Raw genomic sequence first — 18,487 nt, forward strand, 5'->3', positions numbered from 1 at the left:
TCCCGACTAACGAAATGGGTGCTCCGCTGTTTCGCCTGGCCCCGCTCTAGGATTGACCAAATGCGCGTGTTTCGTCAGGCGTGGTCGTTGGCGATCCTGAGGATCGCCAGATAGTGGAGGACAATTCCGGCCAGGACGAAGCAGTGCCAGATCGCGTTCTGGAAACGCAGCCGTCGCCAGAGATGAAAGACGATACCGACGCTGAACGAAACGCCGCCAGCGATCATCAACCGGCTGACGGAGGCGGGAAGCGCAGCTGCTTGTCCATTGCATAGGGTGAGGCCACACCACCCCATCAGCAGATAGGCGACGATCGACAGCCCATCGTAGCGGCCAGGCACGAACAGCTTGAGCGCGACACCTGCTGCCGTGGCGCTCCAGACGCTGACGAGAAATATCAGCCTGACGTCGGGCTGCTCCGCCTTCACGATGAACGGCATGTAAGTGCCGGCGATCAGAAGATAGATGGCGGCATGGTCGAAGCGGCGCAGCAACCACTTGGTGGGACTGATCGGCCAGAGATTGAAGGCTGCCGAAGTGCCAAGGGCCGTCAGCAGCCCGATGAGATAGATCGTGACGGCAGCCCGCTGCTGCATGTCCTGCAGACGCACCAGAGCCGTGAGCAGCGGCAGGACCGCCGAAAGCCCGAAACAGAGACCTAGGCCATGAATGAGGAGGTCGGCGCGGATCTCGAGCGGGCTGTACGGCCAGTCGATCGGCGCAGCCGGTTCGGTGGTCGGCCGACGGCGCGGTGCGGCACGGAGGCCATGAGCTTTGAGTGTGGCGGTTGTAACACGCATGAAGATCGGCCAGGGGGCAGGTGTTGTCATCGCAGGTGATGCGCTTACGCAGGACGCGGCAGCGATCGCGCCCGTTTCCAATCGACCGTTCCAGCGGTCGTTCCTAGGCCAGGACTGGACTTGGACCGGTCGCGGACCGTGTCTTCATTCGGCCGGTGGCGCCTCGGGACTTTCGTGTGCGAACGGCTTGACGTCCCTCGGAGGGCCCATCAGCACCGGCTGAAACAACACGGCGGCCGTCATGGTGCAGAGAAGCGACAGGGCCATCAGTTTGCCCATGCTCGACATACCCGGATATCTGGAGGCCCACATGCTTCCGAACGCAACCGCATTGGTCAGGGCGCTGAACACGACCGCTTGCGTCAGGGCAGATTGCAACAAGCCGGTCTTTCCGGCTCGCCAAGCCATGATGTAGTAGATCTTGAATGCAACCCCCACGCCGAGGAGGAGAGGAAGCGCGACGATGTTCGCAAAGTTCAGCGGCAGCCCCCATATCACCATGATCTCGAGCGCAAGAAGACCTGCGACGAGCAGGGGAATGAGAGTCAGGAGCACGTCGCCGATCCTCCGCAACGCGACGTAGAGCAGAACGGTAATCGCCAGTAGCGCCAGGATGCCGGCCTGGACGAACGCGCTGGTTACGGTGCGGCTCGACTCGTAGTAGCTGATCGCCGCCCCGCTTGCGTCGGGAGCAACACCGAGCACGGCCCGCGCGAAGGCGCGCAGGACGTCGACGTTGTTGGCGTTTCCTTTCGGCACGATCTGCACACGCGCCCGGCCGTCCGGAAGCACCCAATCCCGCTTCAGGTCTTGCGGCAGCGTCTCGCGCGTCACGCGATCGGCCGACAAGCCGGATCGGAGCGCCTCGAGGTCGTAAGTCAATGGGCGGATGAATGCGAGTTCGGCGCGGTCCCGCGCCGCAGGATCGGCGCGGGCCAGGCGCTGGATGAGCCCGGCGAATTCGCGCGTTGCGCCTGCCCCTGAGTCTTCGGCATGGTCGGCAGCTTCATTGAGCACTTTGGCGGCTGCATTGAGGGCCGCGACGTTCTCCTCATCGGTCGGTGGTTGCAGCTTGCCTGCAGGCCGCAGCGCGGGTCCGAGAACCGCGTTTGCCCGGTGCAGGACGGCAAGTTTCTCGTCCTGGTTCGCCGGGATGAAGCTGGAGAGGGTCAATGTTCGCTCGACCTGCGGCAGCGCTGAAAGCCGCTTCGCTTCTTGATCGGCCTCAGCGACGCTGCCGACGAGCAGTTCGGCTCCCAGACTGGCCGCCAGCGGGTCCTGCTGCAACCGTCGATAGGTGACGACCGCAGGCGAAGAGGGATCTTGCAGGTTGACCGGATTGAAGTCGAACCGGAGCTGAAGCAGGAGCGGAATGCCCGCGAGGATGGCGATGGCCGTCAGCGCAAGGACGACGGCCCGGTGACGTTGCAGAAAGGACTCGATCGGCGCGAGCCAGGGAAAGCCGATCGGCGCCGGCTCCCCCTGGGGAGCCAGCAGCATGAGCGCCGCCGGCACCATCGTGATGCTGAATGCAAACGCGAGAATCATGCCGAATCCGGCGATCAGTCCGAGTTCGGAGAGACCGCGGTAGTTGGTCGGCAGAAAGGCGAAGAAGGCGACCGTCGTTGCAGCGGCGGCCAATGCGAGAGGATCGCCGGCCTTGTGTGCTGCGCTCCTGAGCGCCTTTCGGAGGTCGCCGATGTCATGGCGTTCGGCACGGTAGCGTACGCTGAGCTGAATGCCGAAATCGGCGCCGAGACCGACGAACAGCACGAAGAATGCGATCGAGATCAGATTGAACGAGCCGACCATGAGCAGGCCGAGAGCGGCGGTTGCCGCAAGACCGACCGCAAGACTGAACAGAACGGCAGCGATCAGCTTCCACGACCGGAGGGCGAGCCAGAGCACGACGACCACGCCGAGGGCCGCGGCCAGCGTGTCGCGAACGGCGCTTTCGCGGATGACCGAGAACTGCTCGTCGTTCATAGGAACCTGTCCGGTCAGCGCGACGGTCGCATCATAATCTCGTCTCAGCGCAAAGTCATGCGCGGTACTCCTGATGGCCTCTGTCGCGCCGCGGCCGGGCTGCAATTGATCGAAGTTGAGAACGGGAGCGACCTCGATGAAGTGTCGCTTTTGGCTGAGCGGCAGATCATGGCCTTTCAGCAGAGCTTGCCACGAAAAGGCGGCGGGTCGCCCGGCCAGCACATCTTCCAGGGTTCTGCTCGCCTGCGACAGCGGCCAAGACAGGGAAGCGAGATCGACCTCGCCTGACCTAACGACGGAGGTCAGCACGGTGAGGACGCCCCGCAAAGAGGGGTCCGAAGCCAGGCCGCTCAGAAGAGGTTTGGCCCTGGTGAGGCCGCCAGCCAGTTGCTTGAGATCGGCTTCCGAGCTGTACAGCAGCCCGTTGCCCTCGAGGGTCAAGCCGGCGTCCGGCCTGTTCAACTGGCGGACATAGGCGCGATCGTCACGAAGCGCGCCGGCCAGGCGGTCGGCGGCCAGCGTTGCGCCCTCTGCCGTACTTCCTTCGACGACCACGGTGATTCCACGCTGCGGGAACGCCCGCTCGAGTTCGCGTTGGCGCTGGTGCCACGGCAGGTCCTGTGCGAGCAGGACGTCGACGTCGGTGTTGATCCGGAAGTGCAGGGCGGCGAACACAGTGCAGCCGGTCATGAGCACGATTCCGAACGCAAGCGTCGTCCATTTGTGCTGCGCGCAGACATCGACGATCCGCACGATGAGGCTGTTGATCATGGCGGCGAACGCTTCGCATGAGGGGCCGAGTGAAGGCCGCGGGGCCGTGGTCGATCAAACGTCGTCGTACGCGCAAGTTCCTGCAGTTTCGAAGACCGTCGAGAAAAGGTGGGTTTGGTACGGTTCCGGTCCTTCAGACGGTGTGTCGACCAAGGAACGAAATGCAACCTGGTGTGCTTGCTCCGACAGGCCCACCCGGATCGAGCCATGTTGCATCGCCTCGTGATCAATGCCGACGATTTCGGGCTCGCGCCCGAGATCAACGAAGCGGTCGAGAGCGCTCACCGGAGCGGTGCGCTGAGCGCCGCCAGCCTGATGGTCGGTGGGGCAGCGGCCGCGGACGCCGTTGCCCGCGCACATCGCCTGCCAGGGCTGAATGTCGGACTGCATCTCACTCTGCTCGAGGGTGAAGCCGTTTCGGCCAAGGACCGAGTTCCTGGTCTGCTCGCTGCGGACGGGCGGCTGAGGGCCGATCAAGTGGGGCTCGCGCTCGCTCTCGGACTCGACCCGGCGATACGGCGGCAACTGCGCGCCGAGATGGAAGCGCAATTCGAAGCCTTCGTCCGGACCGGGCTAACGCTCGATCACGTGAACGCACACAAGCACTTTCACCTTCATCCCATGATCCTGTCGGACCTGCTCGAAATCGCACGGCGATTTGCCGTTCCGGCGATCCGGATTCCCGTCGAGCCGCGAAGGCAGCTGCGCAAGGTCGAGAAGATCTCCGCCGGTCTGTCGAATCTTGCTTTGCAGGCTCATGCAAAGGTCCTGAGGGGTGTGGTTCGGCGAGCCGGATTTATCGCGCCGGATGCGGTGTTCGGACTTGCCTGGTCGGGCGCCTTCACGCGCGACCGGCTGTTGGGCCTCCTCAGTCACCTTCCCGCGGGAATCGTGGAGATCTACCTCCATCCTGCAACGAGCGACAAGTTTCCCGGCTGTGCGAAGGGGTATCGCTACTGCGATGAGCTTGCGGCCCTGAGCTCTCCGGGGATCATTGCCGGGCTTCGTCGCATCGAAGCGAGAATCGGAGGCTATGCAAGCCTTCGACGTGCCGAGCCGGTCGGCGTGCAGGGCGCAGCGATGGCCGGCGCGCGGGCTGATCCGGTCAGCTGAGCCTTTCCGTGAGAATGATCAGTCCGATGAAGCCGACGAAGAACATGGCCGTCGTCCAGAGGCGGTCCTCGACCTCGTGGGCCTCGACCAGCAGTTCCTCGACCGCAAGATAGAGCAGTGCAACGAGGCCGAAGGAGAATGCGGCCGTTCGAAGCGCGTTCGGGCTGTGCGATATCGGCAGCGCCAGGAGCGATCCTGCCGGGACCATGCATGACACGCCGAAGGTGGCGGCGAGCAGGACCCATTTGCGGACGCCGCCCCGGAACGCGGCGGCGATTCCGACGGCCAGCGACAGGAATTCGATCGAGAGCGCGATCGCGAGCAGCATCCCCTGCTTCTGCCCGGCAGCGAATCCGAGGCCGAGTACGATGCCATCGAGGAGGGCATCGACGGCGGCGGCTCCGATCAGCCCGACCGGGCCCTTGGCACGTTGCTCGGCCACCCGAAGCATGAGCATGACGGCCACGCCGATCGCGGCGCCGATCGCAACGGGCCAGATGGTTCCGCGGCGGATCGCGTCGGGCAACAGCTCGGAAGCGGCAGCAGCGAAGATCACGCCGGCTGCGAGATGCTGGGCGGCGCTTGTGACCTGCTTGCTCGGCTTCCAGAGCACGACGAAGAGGCCGCCAAGCAGCGAGGCGCCGACTGGAATCAGGGCATAGCTCCACATGGGGTGCAAACCTGCATTCGAGGGCGGACGTTCCGACGTATTTGGAGGGAGCGAGCAACGCACGGTCAAACCCAGTGTCGAGCGCGTCCGACCCGGCAACTATTGAACCTCTCGATCGCTACGGGAACGTCAGCAGCGCTGGGAGGGTAGGTTTCGGTCGCGGTGGTGCTCAGGCGTACGCAGCCGCACCTATCGTGCGCTTTGGAAGCGTCTTGATCGGAACGCTCGCAGTTTGCGACGATTGTCGCGGGGTGGTCCGAGAGCGTGGTCGACAGGGACCGGTTGACATACCTCATCCATGGTGAAGCGTGGGAGCGTGGCATGCTGAAATGGGCGTTGATTCTCTTCGTAATATCATCGTAGCCGGATTCTTCGGCTTCAACGGAATCGCTGCTGGTGCATCCACGATTGCCAAATGGCTTTTTTTGCAGCTATCGCGATCTTTGTGGTGTTCGTGCTTCTTGCCTTTCTGGCAGGAGAGTTAATTTTGTAGCCGCGCGGAACCTGGTGCCCGCTTCTCCGCCGTCGCACCTTCAGGAAAAGTAGTACGCCAGCGCCAGAACGACGTAGACGCCGATCAGCAGCAGGCCTTCGAACCAGGTGGTCTCGGCGTCCCTCGTGATGGCGTTGACGATGAACGCAGTGCCGGCGATCGTGAACAGGTCGACGGGATTTTGGAAGACGAGGGTCATCGGCTTGCCGATCAGCCAGGAGAAAATGACCAGGAGCGGCGCGACGACCAACGCGACCTGGATCGCCGATCCGATGCAGAGCGTCATCACGAGACCCATCCGGTCGCGCCGGGCAAACCAGACGGCGGCAAATATGTCCGAACTGGTGCCGACGAGCGCCAGCACGACGACGCCGAGAAAGAGTGGTGTCACGCCCGTCGATTTGGCTGCCTCCGTCAGAGCGCCGGAGACGAATTCGCTCTGCAGGGCCGCAGCCCCAGTGCACGCCAAGAGCACGACTAGGCATATCGTCGCCGACCAGGCCGGTTCGGCCGAAGCGTCCTCGTTGGCCGCGAAGACGTTGCGGTGGGTGATCAGTGTGAAGACGAGGTTTCCCGCATAGAGAATCAGCAACACGACAGACACGGCGAGGCTGAGCAGTTCGTCGGAGGCACCGACGTCATGGATGTGACGAATGCTGCGGCCCGTGTAATCGAACACCGCGGGCAGCAGAAGAGCGATCACCGACAGAACGAGCATGCTCGACAACAGCCCGGCGCGGGCTTGGGTGAAGCGTTGCCGCTCGCGATTGAGCCCGCCGGCGACGATGGCCAGTCCGAGTCCCAGCAAGCAGGTCGCAGCAACGGACCCGGTGATCTGGGCATGGACGACGTCCACCTGGCCGCGCCAGAGAACGAACAAGGCTAGAATGAGTTCGGCCAGGCTTCCCAGGCTGACCGTCAGGAGACCGCCCAAGGCAGGACCGGTATGGGTGGAGAGCTGGTCCGTTGCAACGCGGATCCACTCGGCGAGCACGGCTATCGCAAGGACACCGGATCCGAAGACCCAGATCGGCGAAAGGTGAAATAGGTACTCGCCCAGCGGCGTGAGCAGAACGAACGCCAACGGCGCAATGCGCGCGAGGGCACCGTATCGCGAAAAGATGTCCGTTGCTCTGGAGACGTTGGACTTTGGCAAATTGGCGACTGGCTCCTGGCTGCCCCGCAAAAGGTAGTCACCGGGATTTGCAGCGGGGCACCCGACGGAACGTAGCCGACGGAGCGGCGGGGCGCGAGGCTCCTCGCATTTGGTTCCGGGCAGTTTGCGATGATCAACGAAGCAGGATGCGCAGCGTTCGCTGCGCGGAGGGTTGATCTTGGTACGCAACCGGACAAGGCGGAGGCAATGCGAGGCCGCATGAGTGATGACCTTTGCCGTTTTCCTTGGCACGGCACCGGACCATTCGTCGAGGCCACCTAGAACTCCTGGCATCGGAAGGGATTAAGGGAGCAAAGGCCAGAGTGATCTCGAATGGTAGGAGCATGGAATGAGGGTCAAGAGGATCGCCCGTGCAATTTTCGTAGGTGCAATCTCGAGCTCCGTTCTGTGGGGTGCCGCGTGGGCCGAGACTGCCGCGAAGGTTGCGACGGAACAATCAGCACAATCCCAGCAATTCGCCGCGATGGTGTATGATGGCTACCGTGCCTCCCGCTTGCTCGGAAGCGCGGTGTTCTCTTTGAAGGGCGAATATTTGGGAGCCGTTCGGAACGTGGTCATGGCGGACGACGGACAAATCACGTCGTTGCTGGTCGAGGGATTCAGAACCAAGGACCAGCCGGAGTTCATCTCGCGCATTCCGTTCAAGCGGGTCCTGCGGCCCCTTCACGAAGGCGCCATCGTTGCCGACTTTTCCGATCTGAGGTCGCGAGAGTTCGGCCTCTTTCTCGATCCCGGTCAGGCCGAACCGGAGCCGCACGACTTCACGATCTCGAAGATCATCGGAGACTATGCGCGGTTGCAGGCCGGACAAGGCTACGGGTATGTCTCCGATCTGGTTTTTGACGGCGGCGGCAAGCTCGCGGCCGTCGTGATATCCCGCGAAGCGTCTGCCGGCGGAGGGACGTACGCCTTCCCGTATCCGGGCCAAACGGGACGATGGAGCCCGAAGCTGAGCTATTACGGCCTGCCTTACGTCACGGCAGATCAAGCGAGCAAAGCCGGCTTGCGCTTGGATATGAAGGAGTTTCAGAACTCGTGAAGAGCCAATGCTGCCGCGATGGAAGCCGGCGACGTGCCTTCCCATGCACGCGGGTAGCAAACTGACGTAGTCACGTTTGAGCGCAGAAAAAGTCCTCCCCCTCCTCAACCTGCGTTTGAACGTGGCTGCACCGGAGGAGGTTCCTGGAGCGTCGGGTTCCTCGTTCGACCGCGAAGCGCCTCGCCCGGCGGACCGGACGGGGCTTGGTGGGGCGCTCTTACTCGCCGGTCTTGCGCGGCCGCGACCAGAGCAGGGTGTAGCCTTCACCGCCCTCGTCATCGAACAGGTTCGCGTGATCGGCGCGTTGAACGAGGGGTCGTCGAGCTTGAGCGAGAGGTAGTCGCGGCCTTCCTCGGAACGCTTCGACCAAGCTGCGCCAATCTCCGCGCGACCCACATAGATGCGGTGGCTGGGAGCGTTGTCGTTGGATCGGTTGGTCTCGGCGACGATGCGGACGCCCTTGGCCTTCAGACTCAGGGTCACGATCTCGCCCTGGAATTCGTTGCCGACCTTCTTGAAAGAACCGATGTTAGCCATGTCACTTCTCCTGTTGTGTTTCGACCCCGCAACCACCGCGGCCTCGATGGCGATCTAGGGCCGAGGACGATCGGCGACGCACCCGCTCGGGCCGGAGCGCAGCGGAGGACGTCGTTGTGGCGACTTTCTTGTCTCGCGAGGAATGGGCGAAGCCCAGGGGAAGAAAGTCGCATCAACGGCGTTGCGGCTCAGACGATCGAGGCGAAGCCGGTCTTCGGCCAGATCAAGCCATCAACGAGGCCACGTGCGTCCGCGTGCTGAACCACAATCTCTGGAGAAGCGTGGCTAGCTCGGTTTTGATGAACAAGAGGTCGGAACGATTCAGCGCGGAAGGAGAAACAATCTCCTGCAAAAAGCGGCATCGTCTCCCAAGAGAACGGATCAGGTAACATCGCTCTGCCGCGGCTACGTGGGCCAGACCGAATGCCCGCAGCTTGATCGAGAGTTCCGAGGAGGGACTGCCTCTCCCGCGCTCAAGTTTTGATCATGCCCCGTTCATCGCGCCGATCTACGCGCACCTATCGACGATGAAGGTCGAAAGGGTCGTCCCCTCTGGCCATGCGGCCGTAAGAACTGGTTAGGACGGGTTCTCCACCACCCTACCCGGCTCGAAGGGGCCGGTCTTCGCCAAAACAATCAAGCGCGTCCATGACGTAACGCCAATGCAAACTGCGCCGAGGCAAGCGAAAATTTCACGCCAAGCCAGCGAAGGCACCCCGAACGACGCTCACGCGCCGCCGAACCTCCAGACGGGGATGCCGAGCCGTTTCGCCTTGTCCGCCAGGTTTTCCTGGATTCCCGTGCCCGGGGAAATGCATGACGCCGATCGGCAGGAGTTCAAGCATGGCGTCATTGCGCTTGAAAGGTGCCGCCTTGGCGTGCTTCGTCCAGTCCGGCTTGAATGCGATCTGCGGCACCTTGCGATTGGTTGCCCATTTGGAGGCGATAAGCTCGGCACCTTTGGGCGAGCCGCCATGGAGCAGGACCATGTCGCGATGCTTGGCGTGAACCTTGTCGAGGCGATCCCAGACGAGGTGATGGTCGTTGAAGTCTAGCCCTCCGGTAAGCGCGATCTTCGGCCGAGAGGGCAGCATGACCTCGGTCTCCGCGGCGCTTGGCAGCGATGAAGTCGCGGGAGTCGATCATCGCGGCGGTCAGCGTGCGGTGGTTCACCAGCGAGCCCGATCGCGGACGCCAGAATGAGCCGGTGTGTGTCTCAAACCGCTCGATGGCCTGGTCGCGGAAGAGTTCCAGGCAGTTGCGGCGCTCGATCAACGTGATGCCTTCGGCCGTCATGCGCTCGAGTTCGACCGATCGGACTTCCGAGCCGTTCTGCTCGCGCTGGCTCTTCTGCTGCGCCTGCTCGTTATCGTCGAGTTGGCGTTCGATGCGGTCGACGGCGCGATGGAACAGGTTGACCGTCGACCAGAGCAGATCATCGAGATCGGGTTCGAGCCGCGTGTCGCTCAACGTGGCGACCAGGGCGTCAAAGATATCCGCGACAGCGACAGCGATCATCTTGCCCTCGGGAAGCGGTCGCGGGTCAGGCTGGTCGTCGAAGGGGCGGTAGCCGTAGAGCTGCAATTCGGTGAGGACGTGGTCGATTGGAGAAGAGGCGCGCCGCGGTTCGATGTCATCGTCGTCGGTCATTGGAGGGAACCTTTACCGGATTGGCCGCGCCCATTGCGACCTTCGTGGCGATCACTCAGACGGCGGGCGGAACGGGCCAGAACCCGCAAGGGCCGAAGCGGCAGCGGAGGATGGCGGAGGCCGGCTATTTTGCTTCGCGATGCAAAGCGCGCTGGTTTGATGGCTGTCGTGTCTTCTCATCGTCGGCGCGCGGCGGAAAATAGCCGGGCGTAGCCATTGCCGGCCCGGTCCGCTTGCCGTCCGATCGCCCTCTAGAAGGCCGAGGTCGCGTCCTCTTTCGGCGATGGCCTCGTTATGACCGACCGATCAACATCGATCCAAGCACTGGCCTATTCTGCGGCTAGCGTCGCCGAATGAAGAAAACGGACGACGTCCTCTGGTACGAGTTGAAGCCGCAGCGCTGCTCGGAGGGTCTCGAGACCGAAGATGTGCAGGTCTTCATTGAAATCGCCCAGCCGGGGCGACACTGCAATCGCTTCAATGCCGGCATCTTCCGCGCGCTGGATGAGAGTAGCCTGCGCGGCATCTCCGGCGGCATCGTCATCGCGGGCGATATAGAGCCGACGCAGGCCAGATGGCAGCAACATGGTTGCGAGGTGATTGGCCGAAAGCGCCGCGGCCATAGGCATAGTCGGCAGAACGCAACGCAATGAAGGCATGGTCTCGATGCCCTCGCCGGCCGCGAGCACGTCGTCCACCGCACCGAAGCGAACGGCGTTGCCGAGCAGGTCGCCCATGGCCCGTCGTGGCGTGTCGATCGGAGCTTTGCCGAGACGAATGCGATCAAAGCGGACAGGATCGAGCCAGGTTCGGTGCAGGCCGGTGATTCGTCCCTTGAGGTCCGTGACGCAGGCGATCATTGCAGGCCAAGTTTCGGTCGGCGAATGCTCATCCGCTCGGTAGTAACAACGTGGGTGGAAGCGCAAGCTGCCGCCATGGTGGATGCGGGCTATTCCGCGGCGCTGTCACCTGGGTGCGAACGTCTTCGTAGAGCGCCATCAGGCTGCCATCCGAAATATTGCTGAACATCATCGTCATGTGCGCATCCGGCAGGTTCACTCGGATGGATCATAAGGTCGGCGAGAGCGGGACTGCGTGCCGATCTAGCTGAAAAGGCGGCGGAGTGCCTTGAGGACCTCTTTTTGATCCCTGATGTAATCCGCAACGACACGGCGCGCCTCTTCGGTGTGTTCAAGCCCGGGAGAGGGAGCAAGCTTGTCTGATAACGGTTGACGATCGTTCGGCGTGTCCATGAGGATCCCTTGGACAATGGCGCCGCCTGCAGGGTGCACTTTGGTGGCATGCCCGCATTTACAAGGGTTAAGTTTTGTCAAATTTGTATCGCCGATCGCTAAACCCTTCCGTGATTCACATAGCCTAATGCGCCGCTTTCCCAAAGCGTCACAATCACTTTTGGGAAGGGGGCTACGATGGCGATGGATCGCGTCGAACAGTTTTTCGTGGCTACTGCGCTGACTGGATTTCTGGTCATGCTAGGTGCAATCATATGGATGATGGTGACTTAGCAGACAGGGCGACTTCGGCATTGCGCATCGCCTAGCCATGCCTCGCCATCTCCCTCTGTCTTGCGCTAATCGTGTGGCTGACCTGGAGCCGCCTGCTCTAGTCCACTTCGCTGGCGGGCGAGGTTGTTGCCGTCTTTGCCAACGCGTCGCGCTCGCGTTGCGCCAGTACGATGTGATCGCTGTCGCGCAACAGCCTGAATGCCTCCTGGATCAGCTCGCGCGAAAAGGACAGGAGGTGACCGTCATAGGCTCCCGGAGTGTAGATCATGGAAGCCGATCCTCTATTGACGGTTGGCGCGCGACCACATGTCGTCAAGCCTTGTCGCCGATCAGGCCGGCCAGGCCGCGGATCATCGCCGCGATGTCGAGCGGCTTTGCAAAGAACAAGGCATCACGAAACTCGGGGCCGAGCGTCATCTTGTCATAGCCGCTCGCAAACAGCGTCGGGACGCCGCGGGCCATCAGCCTTTGTGCAGTCGGGTAAATCATCTCGTCGCCGACATTCACATCGAGCACCGCGCCGTCGAGGACGCCGCCGTCATCGACGATGCGCAGCGCGTCATCGATGTGTCCGACTGGACCTGCCACGTCGGCACCGAGCGATCGCAGAGCCCGGCCGATGTCATCGGCAAGAAAGTACTCGTCCTCGACGACGAGGATGCGGCGTCCCGACAATGACTTGGCTTCACGCGACAGAGTTGGCGATGCCACCATCTTGTCTCCGGTGTCCGAAACTTAGGAACATACGGCGAAGGGTCGCCTTGGTCCAAACGAACCTACCCCATCTTGGGTTCCAAAGGACAGGTTCAAAATGAGCAACCGGGACATCATCGTGATCGGGGGCTCGGCTGGCGCGACCGCCCCATTGAAGCAGATTTTGGGGGCCCTGCCGGCCGATGTGCCGGCCGCCATCTTCATCGTCTTGCACATACCAGCACGGGGCGTCGGCATCCTCGCGACGGTTGCGGCCGCAGCCGGCAAGCTCCCGGTGCATCAGGCGCGGAACGGCATGACCTTCGAGCGCGGCCACATCTACCTCGCGGCTCCCGATCACCACCTTCTGCTGTCTGGACATCACATCCAGCTTGGGCGCGGCCCGCGCGAAAACATGGTTCGCCCGGCGATTGACGCCCTGTTCCGCTCAGCCGCCGTGCATCATGGTCCGCGCGTGATCGGCCTTGTGCTCAGCGGCCTGCTGTCGGACGGCGCCGCAGGCCTTCACGCCATCAAGCGCTGTGGAGGCGTGGCGGTGGTTCAGGATCCAGCGGATGCCATCTCCCCCGAGATGCCCCAGCGCGCCATGGAAGCGACCCTGACCGACCTTTGCGTTCCCGGCGCCGGCCTCGGTGACGTGCTGTCCGATCTGGCGCGAGAAGTGCCGGGCGATGCGCTCCCGATTGCTCCCGACATCCGCCTCGAGGTTGAGATTGCCGCCGGCGAGCGGATCGGTTCGCCGAACCTGACGGGGATCGCCGATCCGGCCGCGCTCACCTGTCCTGCCTGCGGAGGGGTGCTCTCGGCCTTGAAGGACACCCATCCCATGCGGTTTCGCTGCCAGGTCGGCCATGCCTATACCGCGGATGCGCTGGCCAGGGAGCAGGAGGGACAGGTCGATGAGGCCATGCGGGTGGCGCTCCGCATCATCGAGGAACGGGCCGAGCTCGTGCGCCGCATGGCGGCAGACGGAAGGCGCGCCGGCCGGCCGGCGGTGGCCGAGATGTACGAGCTGCGTGCGACGGAATATCGCGAATATGCCGATATGATTCGGCGCGCCGTGCTACAATCGCTCGACCCTGCGATACGCTAGGGAGGGTGCCTCATGGCCGTGTCTCCCGCCGAGCGTGCCGAGCAGCTCCATGCCGAGCAGCGGCTGCTCGTGAAGGCCGATACGGATATCGAGCAGGGCTGGCAGCGTGTCCGCAATCAGGAGGATCTGGTTCGGGAGCTCGAGGCCAGCGGCCACGATGCGCGGCAGGCGCAGCGCTTGGTCGAGCTCATGAAGCAGACGCTGGTCGAATGGGAACGGCATCGTAAGCTGATCATCCAGCGGATCAATTTCCTCGAGCGGGAGGTTTCTTCAGGGCCGCCGAAGGCTTCTTGAGTTTTGGAATTGTTGCGATGGGCGTCCGCCAGCGGATGGCGGTTCCCGGCTTTTCGCTGTTGGGGTAGCCTCAATCTCTGCTATTTGCAGGAATCGGGCTGCTTGATCCCGGGTAATGAGAGTTGCGGCAAGCATGGACGAAGTCGAGAAGACGTCGGGCGCGGAAGAACGCCAGGCAAGGGTGCCACTGGTCATCGGCGTGGGTGCCTCGGCCGGTGCGGTCGACAGCATCGAGCGCTTCTTTGCCAAATTGATGCTGGGGGAGGACCAGGCCGTCGTCCTCGTGCTGCAAAATCGCGAGGCGCTCGCCGACGATCGGTTGCATGCGCTCATTCAGCGCGCCGACGGCACCCGGCTCTCCGAGATCAGCGATGGAATGGCAGTCGAAGGCGGGACGATCTATCTCAGTCCGGTCGCGATGATCACCACCGTCCATGGCGGCCGTCTGGCGGTGCGCAAGGCGGAGCAGGGGCCGGGCGAGCGGGCGACCATCGATAGCTTCCTCGTCTCGCTCGCCGAGGAACGCGCCGAGCAATCGATCGGCGTGCTCCTGAGCGGCACCGGTGGCGACGGCACGCTCGGCGCGGCCACGCTGAAGGATCATGGCGGCCTCGCCATTGCGGAGAGCGTCACTAATCATGAGGCCGAGCATCCCATCGACAGCAGCCGGCCGGCAGCCATTGCCGATTACGTGCTGCCACCCGAAGACATTCCCGAGCACATCCAGGTCTATGCGCGCCATTTGCGGCGGCTGAAGGAGAAGCAGGGCTTTGACGAGGTGCTGGCCGCCGCGGCGACGTCGCTGTCACGCATCGCGGACATCCTGCGCAACAAGACCGGCAATGATTTCCACGGCTACAAGCAGAACACGTTTCTGCGTCGCGTCCAGCGTCGCATGCAGGTGGTGCAGATCGAGGACATCGCCGCTTACGTCGACTTCCTTCGCAACGACAAGGACGAGGCCCAGCACCTCTTCAACGATCTTCTGATCGGCGTCACCGAATTCTTCCGCGACAAGCGTGAATTCGAGGTGCTGGAGACGCAGATCATTCCGAAAATCTTCGAGAGCAAGAGCAACGGGCAGCAGGTTCGCGTCTGGGTGCTCGGCTGCGCCACTGGCGAGGAGGCCTACTCGATCGGCATCCTCCTGCGCGAACACGTAGCGAAGCTCGATTCCGCGCCGCAGGTCCAGATCTTTGCCACCGACATCGACGGACGGGCGCTGGCGACCGCGCGCGTCGGCCGCTATCGCACCAATATCGAGCAGGACATGTCGGCTGAACGCCTGGCGCGCTGGTTTGTGCGCGAGGGGGATACTTATTGCGTGGTGAAGGAATTGCGGGAGATGTGCATCTTCTCCCAGCACAACGTCATCAAGGACGCTCCGTTCTCCAAGCTCGACCTCGTCTCCTGCCGCAACCTGCTGATCTATCTCAACGCGGAGCTTCAGAACCGCGTGATTCCGCTGTTTCACTTCGCGCTGTTGCCGGATCGCTTCCTGTTCCTCGGCAATTCCGAGAACGTGACGCGGCATCCTAAATTGTTTGCGCCGGTCGATCGCCGCGCCCGGATCTTCAAGAAACTCGAGACCGGCACGCGGCTGCCGCCGGAGTTTCCGATCTCGACCGCGGCGGGCCGCGCGCCGGTCGAGCTGCCGCCGGTCCGCTCCTTCGGTCCCGACGTCGGACTGGAGCGCCGGGCCCAGCGGATCGCCGAGCGCTATGCGCCGGCCTATGTCATCACCGACGACAATTTCCAGATCCTGCATTTTTCCGGGCGCACCGGACGCTATATCGAGCCAACGGCAGGGGCGGCCTCGCTCGATCTGCTTCAGCTCGTGCACCGCGACCTCAGGCTGGAGCTGCGCACCGCGCTCAGCCGTGCGGCAGAAACCAACGAGCCCGCCCGTGCCGAGCACGTCCAACTCGGCGTCAACGGCCATCGCGTCGTGGTCGACATGACCGTGGAGCCGATCCAGGAGACTGGGGGCGCCCATCGCAATTTCGTCGTGCTGTTCAAGGACGGGCCGGCGCGCGCCGCCAATGCGCCCGACGGCAATCCCGGCGCCGGCGCCCTGGTGCGGACCGAGCATGTCGAGCGGCTCGAAAGCGAATTGCGGGCGACCCGCGAGCGCCTCCAGGCAACGATCGAGGAGCTCGAAAGCACCAATGAGGAGCTGAAATCCTCCAACGAGGAGTACCAGTCGCTGAACGAGGAGCTGCAATCGGCCAATGAAGAACTCGAAACCTCGCGCGAGGAATTGCAGTCGGTCAACGAGGAGCTGACGACGGTCAATGGCGAGCTGGCGCATCGTGTCCAGGAGCTGACGCGGGCGACAAGCGACCTCAAGAACTTCCTCGAGAGCACGCAGATCGCGACCGTGTTCCTCGATAACGATCTCAAGGTGATGAATTTCACGCCCGCGATCACGCAGATCCTGCATCTGGTCGAAACCGACGTCGGCCGTCCGATCGCGCATATCAAGGCGCGCATTGCAATCGAGGAGCTCTATGACGACGTGCGCCGCGTGCTGCGCACGCTGGCCAGCGCCGAGCGTGAACTCACCGCGCCGGACAGCGGCACGCGCTACATCGTCCGCATCCTGCCCTACCGCAGCATCGACAATTTCATCGCCGGCGTCGTCATCACCTTCATCGACGTTACCGCGATCACGCGCGCGGAGGAGCGGCAGCGGCTCCTGCTCGCCGAGCTTCAGCATCGCGTGCGCAACACGCTCGGCGTGGTGCGCTCGATCGCGCGCCGCTCGGCCGAGTCGAGTTCGACGGTTGCTGAATATGCCGCCCATCTCGATGGCCGGCTCAACGCGTTCGCCCGGACGCAGGCACTGGTGACACGGGATCCCGAGGGCGGCGTCGATCTCGAATATCTCGTCGTCGAGGAGCTCTTGGCCTACAACGCCCGCGAGGGCGAGCAGATGCGCGTGTCGGGACCTGCGGTGCGCTTCCAGCCCAAGGCCGCCGAGACCTTTGCGCTCGCAATCCATGAGCTCGCGACCAATGCGCTCAAATATGGTGCGCTGGGCCAACCGGCGGGCCGACTCGAGATTTCCTGGCGTATCGACGAAGCCGCCGCACCGCCGCAATTGCTGTTCGAGTGGCGCGAGCGGGGTGGCCCGCAAGTCACGCCGCCGCCGCGTAAGGGATTTGGCACGGAGCTCCTGGAGCGGACCCTCGCGTTCGAGCTGAAGGGACAGACGACGATCTCGTTCAATGCGCCCGGGATCCACTGCCTGATTGCAATTCCGTTGAGCAAGCGCACCTTTCACACGCCTTCGATGGACGGCTGATGCGTGTTCAGCATACCGAGGGAAGTCTTGCGCAGGCGGTCATCCGCCGCTTCAACGCCCTGCGGCCCTTGTCCGAGGACGCTGTCGCAGCGCTGGAGCAAGCCATTCTGGAAGGCTTGCTGCGTGCCGGGCCGGGCGAGGATATCGCTTCCGAAGGAGATGAGGTCGACGGCGTCCGGCTCGTGCTCTCGGGCTGGCTGTTCCGGCACAAGACGCTGGAGGATGGCCGGCGGCAGATCGTCAATTTCATTCTGCCTGGCGAAGCCTGCGATGCCTATGTTTATCTGCTCTCGACCATGGATCATTCGATTACGACGGCGACGCCTGTGGTCTATGCCGAGATCAAGAAAGCGCGTTTCGAGAAGCTGCTGGCGAGCGAGCGCACGCTGGCCGAAGCATTCATGTGCGAGACGCTGGTGAACTCAGCGATCCAGCGCGAATGGGCGATCAATCTAGGGCGGCGGGTGGCGTTGGAGCGGGTGGCTCACCTGTTCTGCGAGATCTATGAGCGGCTGCGACCGGTCGGTTTCGTCGACGGCAATTCCTGCGCCTTTCCGGTGACCCAGATGGACCTGGCTGACGCAACCGGCCTCTCCGTGGTGCATCTCAACCGCACCATCCAGGAGCTCCGGGCCTCCGGTCTGATCACCCTGCGGGAACGGACGCTAACCGTCAACGACCTCGATGCGCTCAAGAGCGCAGCGTTCTATTCGCCGAGCTATCTGCAGCTCTACCGGCGGGGTTGAGCACCCGCGCAGTTGCGATGCACCATTCGGTAGTCATGCAGATTCCATGATCTCTTTAACTTACTGAAATGCCGGAACCGGCTCAGCGCTCGAAGCTGGGAACAGAAATCCGCCTCCCGGCGGATCCCAATTCAAGCGCAGATCGAAAATGAGCGCGAAACGCATACGAAGGAAACACACCCAATCGCTCCAGGAGCGGCTGCTGTCATCGGCTGAAGCCGCGCGCGAACGCGCACGCCGCTTGCCGCCCGGCAAGGCCCGCGAAACGCTGTTGCAGCGCGCAAGGCACAACGAGCTGACCTCGAGTCTGGCGGATTGGCTCGGCGCACCGGTTGTCCAAAGGAGGGGGTGATGACGATCCAGTGCCTGAAGCTCTCGGGTTTCACAGCTGTTTTGCTCGGCGCTCCCGATAAATTATTCGCGTGTTCCGTCGGCGCACTGGAAGCCATTCGCGTCGCTTGTTCTGGAGGCGGCCTATGAGGCCACCCTGTTGGCTGCTGTCCTTAACAAACAGCGGGGCATATCAAATGTGGTTTTGCTCACACATCTTGGTGGGGGTGCCTTTGGAACG

General features: G+C 63.0%; 12 protein-coding genes and 4 pseudogenes. 7 read left to right on the forward strand and 9 right to left on the reverse strand.

Annotation, left to right across the window (positions count from 1 at the left end):
- Positions 1-74: 74 nt before the first annotated feature.
- Positions 75-881: a PAQR family membrane homeostasis protein TrhA gene (gene trhA, locus XH87_RS26715; protein ID WP_271589525.1), complete on the reverse strand. Its 807-nt coding sequence runs from the start codon at positions 879-881 to the stop codon at positions 75-77.
- Between the two features lie 63 nt (positions 882-944).
- Positions 945-3,557: an MMPL family transporter gene (locus XH87_RS26720; RefSeq protein WP_271589526.1), complete on the reverse strand. Its 2,613-nt coding sequence runs from the start codon at positions 3,555-3,557 to the stop codon at positions 945-947.
- A 207-nt stretch (positions 3,558-3,764) separates the two neighbouring features.
- Here XH87_RS26720 and hpnK point away from each other — a divergent pair, with 207 nt between their 5' ends.
- Positions 3,765-4,670 carry a hopanoid biosynthesis-associated protein HpnK gene (gene hpnK / locus XH87_RS26725; protein WP_271589527.1) on the forward strand — a complete coding sequence of 302 codons (906 nt, stop codon included), beginning with the start codon at positions 3,765-3,767 and terminating at the stop codon, positions 4,668-4,670.
- Here the strand turns inward: hpnK and XH87_RS26730 are convergent.
- Positions 4,663-5,340 (reverse strand): ZIP family metal transporter, encoded by a 678-nt coding sequence (locus XH87_RS26730; RefSeq protein ID WP_271589528.1) that lies wholly within the window; start codon positions 5,338-5,340, stop codon positions 4,663-4,665. The genes hpnK and XH87_RS26730 overlap by 8 nt on opposite strands.
- A 321-nt stretch (positions 5,341-5,661) precedes the next feature.
- Here XH87_RS26730 and XH87_RS26735 point away from each other — a divergent pair.
- Positions 5,662-5,833, forward strand: a pseudogene (locus XH87_RS26735) (DUF1328 domain-containing protein).
- A gap of 40 nt (positions 5,834-5,873) precedes the next feature.
- On the opposite strand, the gene cax reads toward XH87_RS26735, so the two are convergent.
- Positions 5,874-6,917 (reverse strand): calcium/proton exchanger, encoded by a 1,044-nt coding sequence (cax, locus tag XH87_RS26740; protein WP_271589529.1) that lies wholly within the window; start codon positions 6,915-6,917, stop codon positions 5,874-5,876.
- 421 nt (positions 6,918-7,338) lie between these two features.
- Here cax and XH87_RS26745 point away from each other — a divergent pair, with 421 nt between their 5' ends.
- Positions 7,339-8,049: a PRC-barrel domain-containing protein gene (locus tag XH87_RS26745; protein ID WP_271589530.1), complete on the forward strand. Its 711-nt coding sequence runs from the start codon at positions 7,339-7,341 to the stop codon at positions 8,047-8,049.
- 217 nt (positions 8,050-8,266) lie between these two features.
- Here the strand turns inward: XH87_RS26745 and XH87_RS26750 are convergent.
- The 5 genes and pseudogenes from XH87_RS26750 to XH87_RS26770 form a co-directional block, all read right to left on the reverse strand.
- A pseudogene (locus tag XH87_RS26750) lies at positions 8,267-8,586 on the reverse strand (DUF736 domain-containing protein).
- Positions 8,587-9,313: 727 nt separating this feature from the next.
- Positions 9,314-10,236 (reverse strand): annotated as a pseudogene (locus XH87_RS26755) (DUF2493 domain-containing protein).
- 329 nt (positions 10,237-10,565) lie between these two features.
- Positions 10,566-11,201 (reverse strand): annotated as a pseudogene (locus XH87_RS26760) (DUF7146 domain-containing protein); the annotation flags it as partial.
- A gap of 658 nt (positions 11,202-11,859) precedes the next feature.
- Complete coding sequence (locus XH87_RS26765; protein ID WP_271589531.1) at positions 11,860-12,030, reverse strand: hypothetical protein; 171 nt, start codon at positions 12,028-12,030, stop codon at positions 11,860-11,862.
- Between the two features lie 44 nt (positions 12,031-12,074).
- A complete protein-coding gene (locus XH87_RS26770; protein ID WP_442868305.1) occupies positions 12,075-12,476 on the reverse strand; it encodes a response regulator in 402 nt (133 codons plus the stop codon).
- A 97-nt stretch (positions 12,477-12,573) separates the two neighbouring features.
- Here XH87_RS26770 and XH87_RS26775 point away from each other — a divergent pair, with 97 nt between their 5' ends.
- The 4 genes from XH87_RS26775 to XH87_RS26790 all read left to right on the forward strand — a co-directional run bounded on the left by XH87_RS26775 (position 12,574) and on the right by XH87_RS26790 (position 17,916).
- Positions 12,574-13,569 (forward strand): chemotaxis protein CheB, encoded by a 996-nt coding sequence (locus XH87_RS26775; protein WP_271589533.1) that lies wholly within the window; start codon positions 12,574-12,576, stop codon positions 13,567-13,569.
- Positions 13,570-13,581: 12 nt separating this feature from the next.
- Positions 13,582-13,863, forward strand: a complete 282-nt coding sequence (locus XH87_RS26780) for a hypothetical protein (protein ID WP_271589534.1) — start codon at positions 13,582-13,584, stop codon at positions 13,861-13,863.
- Between the two features lie 133 nt (positions 13,864-13,996).
- A complete protein-coding gene (locus XH87_RS26785; protein WP_271589535.1) occupies positions 13,997-17,170 on the forward strand; it encodes a CheR family methyltransferase in 3,174 nt (1,057 codons plus the stop codon).
- A complete protein-coding gene (locus XH87_RS26790; RefSeq protein WP_271589536.1) occupies positions 17,170-17,916 on the forward strand; it encodes a Crp/Fnr family transcriptional regulator in 747 nt (248 codons plus the stop codon). Before XH87_RS26785 ends, XH87_RS26790 begins: the two co-directional genes overlap by 1 nt.
- The last annotated feature ends 571 nt before the right edge of the window (positions 17,917-18,487 follow it).

The organism is Bradyrhizobium sp. CCBAU 53415 (assembly GCF_028128735.1).
GTDB lineage: Bacteria > Pseudomonadota > Alphaproteobacteria > Rhizobiales > Xanthobacteraceae > Bradyrhizobium.